Raw genomic sequence first — 6,894 nt, forward strand, 5'->3', positions numbered from 1 at the left:
GGGCTGAAGGGCCAGGGGCCCGAGGGGTTGAAGGGCCAGAGGTTGCAGGGCCGGGAGGGGAACGCGTATGCGGCTGGTGATTGCTGAGGATTCCGTACTGCTGCGTGAGGGGCTGTGCCAGATTTTCACGCGCTTCGGCCACGAGATGTGCGCGGGGGTCGGCGACGCACCGGCGCTGCTGGATGCCGTGGCCGCCCACGCGCCGGACTGCGTCGTCACGGACGTCCGGATGCCGCCCGGACTGCGCGACGAAGGGCTGCGTGCCGCGCTCCAACTCCGTACCGAGCGCCCGACGTTGCCGGTGCTGGTGCTGTCGCAGTACGTCGAGAACTCCTACGCGGCCGATCTGCTGGCCACCGGAGACGGCGTCGGCTATCTGCTCAAGGACCGGGTCGGGGAGGTGACGGAGTTCATCGAGGCGCTGGAGCGGGTGGCAGCGGGCGGCACCGCCGTCGACCCCGAGGTGGTCCGGCAGCTGCTGGCTCCGAATCGGGAGCCGGTGGAGCTGAAGCGGCTCACGGCCCGGGAGCGCGAGGTGCTGGCCGCGATGGCGGAGGGCAGGTCGAACGGCGGCATTGCCCGTGCGCTGGTCATCAGTGAGGCGGCGGTCGTCAAGCACGTCCGCTCCATCCTCACCAAGCTTGACCTTCCGCCCGCGCCGGACGACCACCGCAGGGTGCTGGCCGTTCTCGCGTATCTGCGCCGCCCGAGGGCCGTCCGGTGAGGGAGTGCTGCTGTACGTCGCGGGCGGGCTGCGGGCGCTCCCCAAGCTGCTTCGAGCAGGGGGTACCTCCAGTTGCTCGCGCAGTTCCGCGCGTCCTGAACGAGGGCGATCCCTCAGCTCATCCGCAGCGCCAGGAAGAAGTCCAGCTTGTCCTCCAGGCGCGAGAGGTCGCGGCCGGTGAGCTGTTCGATCCGGCTGACGCGGTAGCGCAGGGTGTTGACGTGCAGGTGAAGCCGGCCGGCGCAGCGGGTCCAGGAGCCGTCGGAGGAGAGGAACGCCTCCAGGGTGGGCACCAGTTCGGCGCGGTGCTTGCGGTCGTACTCGCGCAGCGGGTCCAGCAGCCGGGCGGTGAAGGCTCGGCGCACGTCGTCCGGCACGAAGGGCAGCAGCAGCACATGCGAGGCCAACTCCTCGTGCCCTGCCGCGCGGACCGCGCCCGGGCGTGCGGCGGCGACCCGGCGGGCGTGCCGCGCCTCTTCCAGCGCTCCGCGCAGCCCCTCGGCGGAGTGCACGGCGGCGCTCACTCCGATCGTCAGCCGTCCGTCGTTCGCCAGGGCGCGCCCCAGGGGCTCGCTGACCTCGGTCAGCAGCGAGTCGGCGTGCAGCGCTGCCCCGCCGTGGGTGCCGGTGAGCCGCGCCGGCCGCTGCTCAGCGCCTGCCTGGGCCGCGCCGCGCCCGCCGGCTTCCTCGGCGCCGCCCCCGGAAGTCGGGGAGCCCCCGGAAGTCGGGGAGCCCTCGGAGTCCGGGGAGCCCTCGGAGCTCTCAGCCCCCTCCGCGGTCAGCGGCAGCAGCGCCACCGCCTCACCATCCACATGGGCGACGGCGATCCGGTCGGAGCCGTCCGGGCCCGCCGTATGCGGGTCCACCAGCAGCTCTTCCAGCAGGGACTGGGCGATCGATCCGCCCTCCAGGGCGCGGCCCTGCTCGGGCTCGTCCCATTCGACGCGGGCCACGATCACCTGCCAGGCAGGCGACGTGCCCTGCCCCGGCAGCAGTACGGGGGCCGCCACCCGCAGCCGCGCCGCGATCTCCGAGGGCGGCGCTCCGGTCTGCACCAGCTCCAGCACTTCCTGCGCCAGTCTGCGCCGCACGGCGCGGGCGGCGTCGCGTCTGTCCCGCTCGACGGCGATGAGCTGGGTGACGCCGTGCAGCAGGTCGAGGCGTTCGGCGGGCCAGTCGCCGGTGTCTGCGGCGACGGCCAGCAGCCAGTCGGACAGCACGGTGCGCCGCGGATCCCCGCCGCCGCGGCCGACGGGGAAGAGGGAGTAGGCCACGCCTTCGTCGGCCGTCCGGTGCGGGCTGCGCCGTCCGCTGCGTACTGCGGCCATATGGGCGCCCGCCAGCCTGGCGGCCGTGGCGTGCGGCAGTATCGGGCCCTCGCTGGGTCCGGCGATCTGGCGGCCGGTGGGGGAGAGCACCCAGGCGGCCAGGTCGAGATCGGAGCCGAGCAGGTCCAGCACCACATCGGGGCCGCCGCCCGCGGGCCCTGAGGACATCAGCCGCCGGTGCCGGTCCACCACGGCGGCCAGGTCGCCGGCGCGCTCGGTGGAGACCTGCCGTACGACGTGCTCGGTGATGGTCGCGAAGGCCACGGACTCGGCCACGGCGAACAGCGGCAGCCGGTGCCGGGCGCAGGCGTCCACCAGGTCCTGGGGGACGGTGCCCAGCTCCGCCTCACCGGCGGCGAGCCCGGCGACCCCGGCGGTGGCCAGGATCTGGACGAACGACTCGGAGTCCTCGGGCGCGTGCCGCCAGGCCAGCCCCGTCAGCACCAGCTCGCCGCCGGACAGATAGCGGCTGGGGTCGCGCAGGTCGGTGGTCATGACGCCGCGCACCGTACGGTCCAGCTCGTCCTCGCCGCCGAGGAGGCTGAGGCCCAGCGAGTCGTTCTCCAGGAGCGCGCGCAGCCGCATCGTCTCGTCGCCTGCCGTTCGTATGTCGTACTGATGGGTCGGGTGTCCTGCTGAGAGCCGGCTGCCGCCTGGCGGGGCGTGGCCGTGCCACAGACAGTGACCGGGGCCGCACCACAGCGGAGTGACCGGGAGGAAACCGTGAGGTTACTGGTTCCCGGCTTTCGTTTGAATCTACAAGACCAGGTGGCCGACCAGCCAAACGCTTCATGTTTTCGGTGACTGCACCGGGGCGGGTACCAGTCGGTGTACTGACCGCATCCCCTCCACCACCTCCCACCTCCCATCGCACCACTCCAGATCGCAGTCCCTGCCAGCACCCCTCTTCAGCACCGCAATCAGCACCCCCAACCAGTACACCGAGAAGAGAAACCATGGAGTTCCTGCGCCCGGCCAGTTGGGAGGAGGCGCTCGCCGCGAAGGCGGAGCACCCCTCAGCCGTGCCCATCGCGGGCGGCACCGATGTCATGGTCGAGATCAACTTCGACCACCGCCGCCCCACCCACCTCATGGACCTGAACCGGGTCCGTGAGCTGCACGAGTGGGAGGTCGGCGACGAGACCGTCCGGCTCGGCGCCTCCGTGCCCTACTCGAAGATCATCGACGAGCTCTCCGCCGAGCTGCCGGGCCTCGCACTGGCTTCGCACACCGTCGGCTCCCCGCAGATCCGCAACCGCGGCAGCGTCGGCGGAAACCTCGGTGCCGCCTCCCCCGCAGGGGATTCGCACCCCGCGCTGCTCGCAGCGGGCGCCGAGGTCGAGGCGGAGTCGGTGCGGGGCACCCGGTTCATCCCCGTCGAGGACTTCTACACCGGCGTGAAGCGCAATGCGCTCGCCGAGGACGAGCTGATCAAGAGCATCCACATCAAAAAGGCCGACGGGCCGCAGCAGTTCTCGAAGGTGGGCACCCGCAACGCGATGGTCATCGCGGTCTGCGCCTTCGGTATCGCGCTGCACCCCGAGACCCGCACCGTGCGGGCCGGTATCGGTTCGGCAGCGCCGACCCCGCTGCGGGCCCGCGCCGCCGAGGACTTCCTGGGCGCGGCGCTGGAGGACGGCGGCTTCTGGGACAACGGCAGGACGATTCCGCCGGCCGTCGCCCGCGAGTTCGCCGAGCTGTGCTCCGGCGCCTGCAACCCGATCGACGACGTGCGCGGCAGCGCCGCCTACCGCCGCCGTGCCGTGGGCGTCATGGCCCGGCGCACGCTGGGCTGGACCTGGGAGAGCTACCGCGCCACCGGGAACGGCCGCACCACTGAAGGAGGCGCCCAGTGCGCGTGACATTCACCGTCAACGGACGGCGGCACGAGGCCGACGACGTGTGGGAGGGCGAGTCCCTGCTGTACGTGCTGCGTGAGCGGATGGGTCTGCCCGGCTCCAAGAACGCCTGCGAACAGGGCGAGTGCGGCTCCTGTACGGTCCGCCTGGACGGCGAGCCGGTGTGCGCCTGTCTGGTGGCCGCCGGGCAGGCCGAGGGGCGCGAGGTCGTCACCGTCGAAGGGCTGGCCGAGTACGCCAAGGAGCGGGACGGCTCCGAGCAGACCGGCGATCTGGCGCCGGTCCAGCAGGCGTTCATCGACGCGGGCGCCGTGCAGTGCGGCTTCTGCACGCCCGGACTGCTGGTCGCGGCTGACGAGCTGATCGAGCGCAACCCGCAGCCCTCGGACGCGGACATCCGCGAGGCCCTCTCGGGCAACCTGTGCCGCTGCACCGGCTACGAGAAGATCATGGACGCCGTCCGCCTCGCCGCGGCCCGCGCCGATGACAGCGCGCAGGAGGTGGTCTGAGATGGCGCCTGCGACCGGGCCCACCCGTACGCCCACCAAGCTGGACCAGGGAGCCGAGGCCAAGGGCGGCGTGGGGGAGTCCCCGCTGCGGCCCGACGGCACCCTCAAGGTGACCGGCGAGTTCGCCTACTCCTCGGACATGTGGCACGAGGACATGCTGTGGGGCTGCACCCTGCGCAGCCCGCACGCGCACGCGGAGATCGTCTCCATCGACGTCGGCGAGGCGCTCAAGCAGGCGGGCGTGCACGCCGTGCTCACCTACGACGACCTCCCGACCGAGGTGAAGAACTACGGCCTGGAGATCCAGGACACCCCCGTACTCGCCCACGGCCGGGTCCGCCACCACGGCGAGCCCGTGGCGCTGGTGGCGGCCGACCACCCGGAGACGGCGCGCCGCGCCGCCGCCAAGATCAAGGTCGAGTACCGCGAACTGCCGGTCGTCCACGACGAGGCCAGCGCGCTCGCCGAGGACGCGCCGCTGCTCCACGAGGGCCGCGACGACCTCCCCCAAGGACCTCCGGCAAGCTCCGGTCCAGGGGGGACCCCCATCATTTCCCACGTCCCGCACCCCAACGTCGTGCATCGCCAGCCCATCGTGCGCGGCGACGCGGACGCCGCCGCCGAGCGCGCCGATGTGATCGTCACCGGCGAGTACGAGGTCGGCATGCAGGACCAGGCGTTCCTCGGTCCCGAGTCAGGGCTGGCCGTGCCCGCCGAGGACGGCGGTGTGGACCTCTACATCGCCACCCAGTGGCTGCACTCGGACCTGCGCCAGATCGCCCCCGTCCTCGGGCTGCCCGAGGAGAAGGTACGGATGACGCTCTCCGGCGTCGGCGGTGCCTTCGGCGGGCGCGAGGACCTGTCCATGCAGATCCATGCCTGTCTGCTGGCGCTGGTCACCGGCAAGCCCGTCAAGATCGTCTACAACCGCTTCGAGTCCTTCTTCGGGCATGTGCACCGCCACCCGGCCAAGCTGTGGTACGAGCACGGCGCCACCCGCGACGGCAAGCTCACCCACCTGCGGTGCCGCATCGTGCTGGACGGCGGCGCCTACGCCTCGGCGTCCCCGGCGGTGGTCGGCAACGCGGCCTCGCTCAGCGTCGGCCCGTATGTGGTCGACGACGTCGAGATCGAGGCGCTGGCCCTCTACACCAACAACCCGCCCTGCGGCGCGATGCGCGGCTTCGGCGCTGTGCAGGCGTGCTTCGCGTACGAGGCGCAGATGGACAAGCTGGCCGCCGAACTGGGTATGGACCCGGTCGAGCTCCGGCAGAAGAACGCCATGTCCCAGGGCACCGTGATGCCGACCGGGCAGACGGTGGACTCCCCGGCCCCGGTCGCCGAACTGCTGCGCCGGGTCAAGGCGATGCCGCTGCCGATGGAGGCGCAGTGGGAGACCGTCGGCGGTGAACCCGACGTACGGGCGCTGCCGGGCGGGCTGTCCAACACCACGCACGGCGAGGGCGTCGTACGGGGCGTCGGCTACGCCGTCGGCATCAAGAACGTCGGCTTCTCCGAGGGCTTCGACGACTACTCCACCGCGCGGGTGCGGCTGGAGGTCGTCGGCGGCGAGCCGGTGGCCATGGTGCACACCGCGATGGCCGAGGTGGGCCAGGGCGGTATCACCGTGCACGCCCAGATCGCCCGCACCGAACTGGGCGTCACCCAGGTGACCATCCATCCCGCCGACACCCAGGTCGGCTCGGCCGGTTCCACGTCCGCATCCCGGCAGACGTATGTGACCGGCGGTGCCGTCAAGCACGTGTGCGAGCTGGTCCGCGAGAAGGTGCTGGAGCGCGGGCGGGAGCGGTTCGGCACCTACCACCCGGCGTGGGCGACGGCCGAACTGCTGCTGGAGGGCGGCAAGGTCGTCACCGACGGCGGCGAGGTGCTGGCGTCTCTCGTGGACGTGCTCGACGGTGAGCCGGTCGAGGCCGAGGACGAGTGGCGGCACCGGCCGACCGAGGCCTTCGACCTGAGGACCGGTCAGGGCTTCGGCCATGTGCAGTACTCCTTCGCCGCGCACCGCGCCGTGGTGGAGGTCGACACCGAGCTCGGACTGGTCAAGGTCATCGAACTGGCTTGCGCGCAGGACGTGGGCAAGGCGATGAACCCGCAGGCCGTGGTGGGCCAGATCCAGGGCGGCACCACACAGGGCCTCGGGCTCGCCGTGATGGAGGAGATCGTGGTCGACCCCGAGGCCAAGGTCCGCAACCCCTCCTTCACGGACTATCTGATCCCCACGATTCTCGACACGCCGACCATCCCCGTCGATGTGCTGGAACTCGCCGACGAGCACGCCCCGTACGGGTTGCGGGGCGCGGGCGAGGCGCCGACCTTGTCGTCGACGCCTGCCGTCATGGCCGCCGTCCGGGCCGCCACCGGGCGCGCGCTGCCGCGGGTGCCCGTGCGACCTGAGCACATCGTCGACGTGTGATGAGCCGGGGGCTCCCCCCACCCCCGGACCCCCCGAT

5 protein-coding genes are annotated in these 6,894 nt (G+C 72.1%); 4 read left to right on the forward strand and 1 reads right to left on the reverse strand.

All coding sequences use genetic code 11. From position 1 onward, the window contains the following. The first annotated feature begins 67 nt into the window (after window positions 1-67). The gene (locus ITI46_RS32285; RefSeq protein WP_209243498.1) at window positions 68-724 is read left to right on the forward strand and encodes a response regulator transcription factor; all 657 of its coding nucleotides are present in this window, start codon (window positions 68-70) and stop codon (window positions 722-724) included. A 113-nt stretch (window positions 725-837) separates the two neighbouring features. Here ITI46_RS32285 and ITI46_RS32290 read toward each other — a convergent pair whose 3' ends face one another. Further along, window positions 838-2,637: a PucR family transcriptional regulator gene (locus ITI46_RS32290; RefSeq protein ID WP_209243499.1), complete on the reverse strand. Its 1,800-nt coding sequence runs from the start codon at window positions 2,635-2,637 to the stop codon at window positions 838-840. Between the two features lie 371 nt (window positions 2,638-3,008). On the opposite strand from ITI46_RS32290, the gene ITI46_RS32295 reads away from it, so the two are divergent. The 3 genes from ITI46_RS32295 to ITI46_RS32305 are packed head-to-tail and all read left to right on the forward strand — an operon-like array spanning window position 3,009 to window position 6,857. After that, the gene (locus ITI46_RS32295; protein WP_209243500.1) at window positions 3,009-3,914 is read left to right on the forward strand and encodes an FAD binding domain-containing protein; all 906 of its coding nucleotides are present in this window, start codon (window positions 3,009-3,011) and stop codon (window positions 3,912-3,914) included. Further along, window positions 3,905-4,420 (forward strand): (2Fe-2S)-binding protein, encoded by a 516-nt coding sequence (locus ITI46_RS32300; RefSeq protein WP_209243501.1) that lies wholly within the window; start codon window positions 3,905-3,907, stop codon window positions 4,418-4,420. The genes ITI46_RS32295 and ITI46_RS32300 overlap by 10 nt, the downstream gene beginning before the upstream one ends. Before the next feature lies 1 nt (window position 4,421). Beyond that, window positions 4,422-6,857: a xanthine dehydrogenase family protein molybdopterin-binding subunit gene (locus ITI46_RS32305; RefSeq protein ID WP_209243502.1), complete on the forward strand. Its 2,436-nt coding sequence runs from the start codon at window positions 4,422-4,424 to the stop codon at window positions 6,855-6,857. Window positions 6,858-6,894: the final 37 nt, after the last annotated feature.

Origin of the sequence: Streptomyces oryzae (genome assembly GCF_017676365.1) — a bacterium.
In the GTDB taxonomy this organism is placed as follows: Bacteria; Actinomycetota; Actinomycetes; order Streptomycetales; family Streptomycetaceae; genus Streptomyces; species Streptomyces oryzae.

Bases quoted from the DNA above. Each gene is read 5' to 3' on its own strand.
- ITI46_RS32290 (WP_209243499.1), bottom strand. From the start codon at position 2,637: ATGCGGCTGCGCGCGCTCCTGGAGAACGACTCGCTGGGCCTCAGCCTC.
- ITI46_RS32285 (WP_209243498.1), top strand. From the start codon at position 68: ATGCGGCTGGTGATTGCTGAGGATTCCGTACTGCTGCGTGAGGGGCTG.
- ITI46_RS32305 (WP_209243502.1), top strand. From the start codon at position 4,422: ATGGCGCCTGCGACCGGGCCCACCCGTACGCCCACCAAGCTGGACCAG.
- ITI46_RS32295 (WP_209243500.1), top strand. From the start codon at position 3,009: ATGGAGTTCCTGCGCCCGGCCAGTTGGGAGGAGGCGCTCGCCGCGAAG.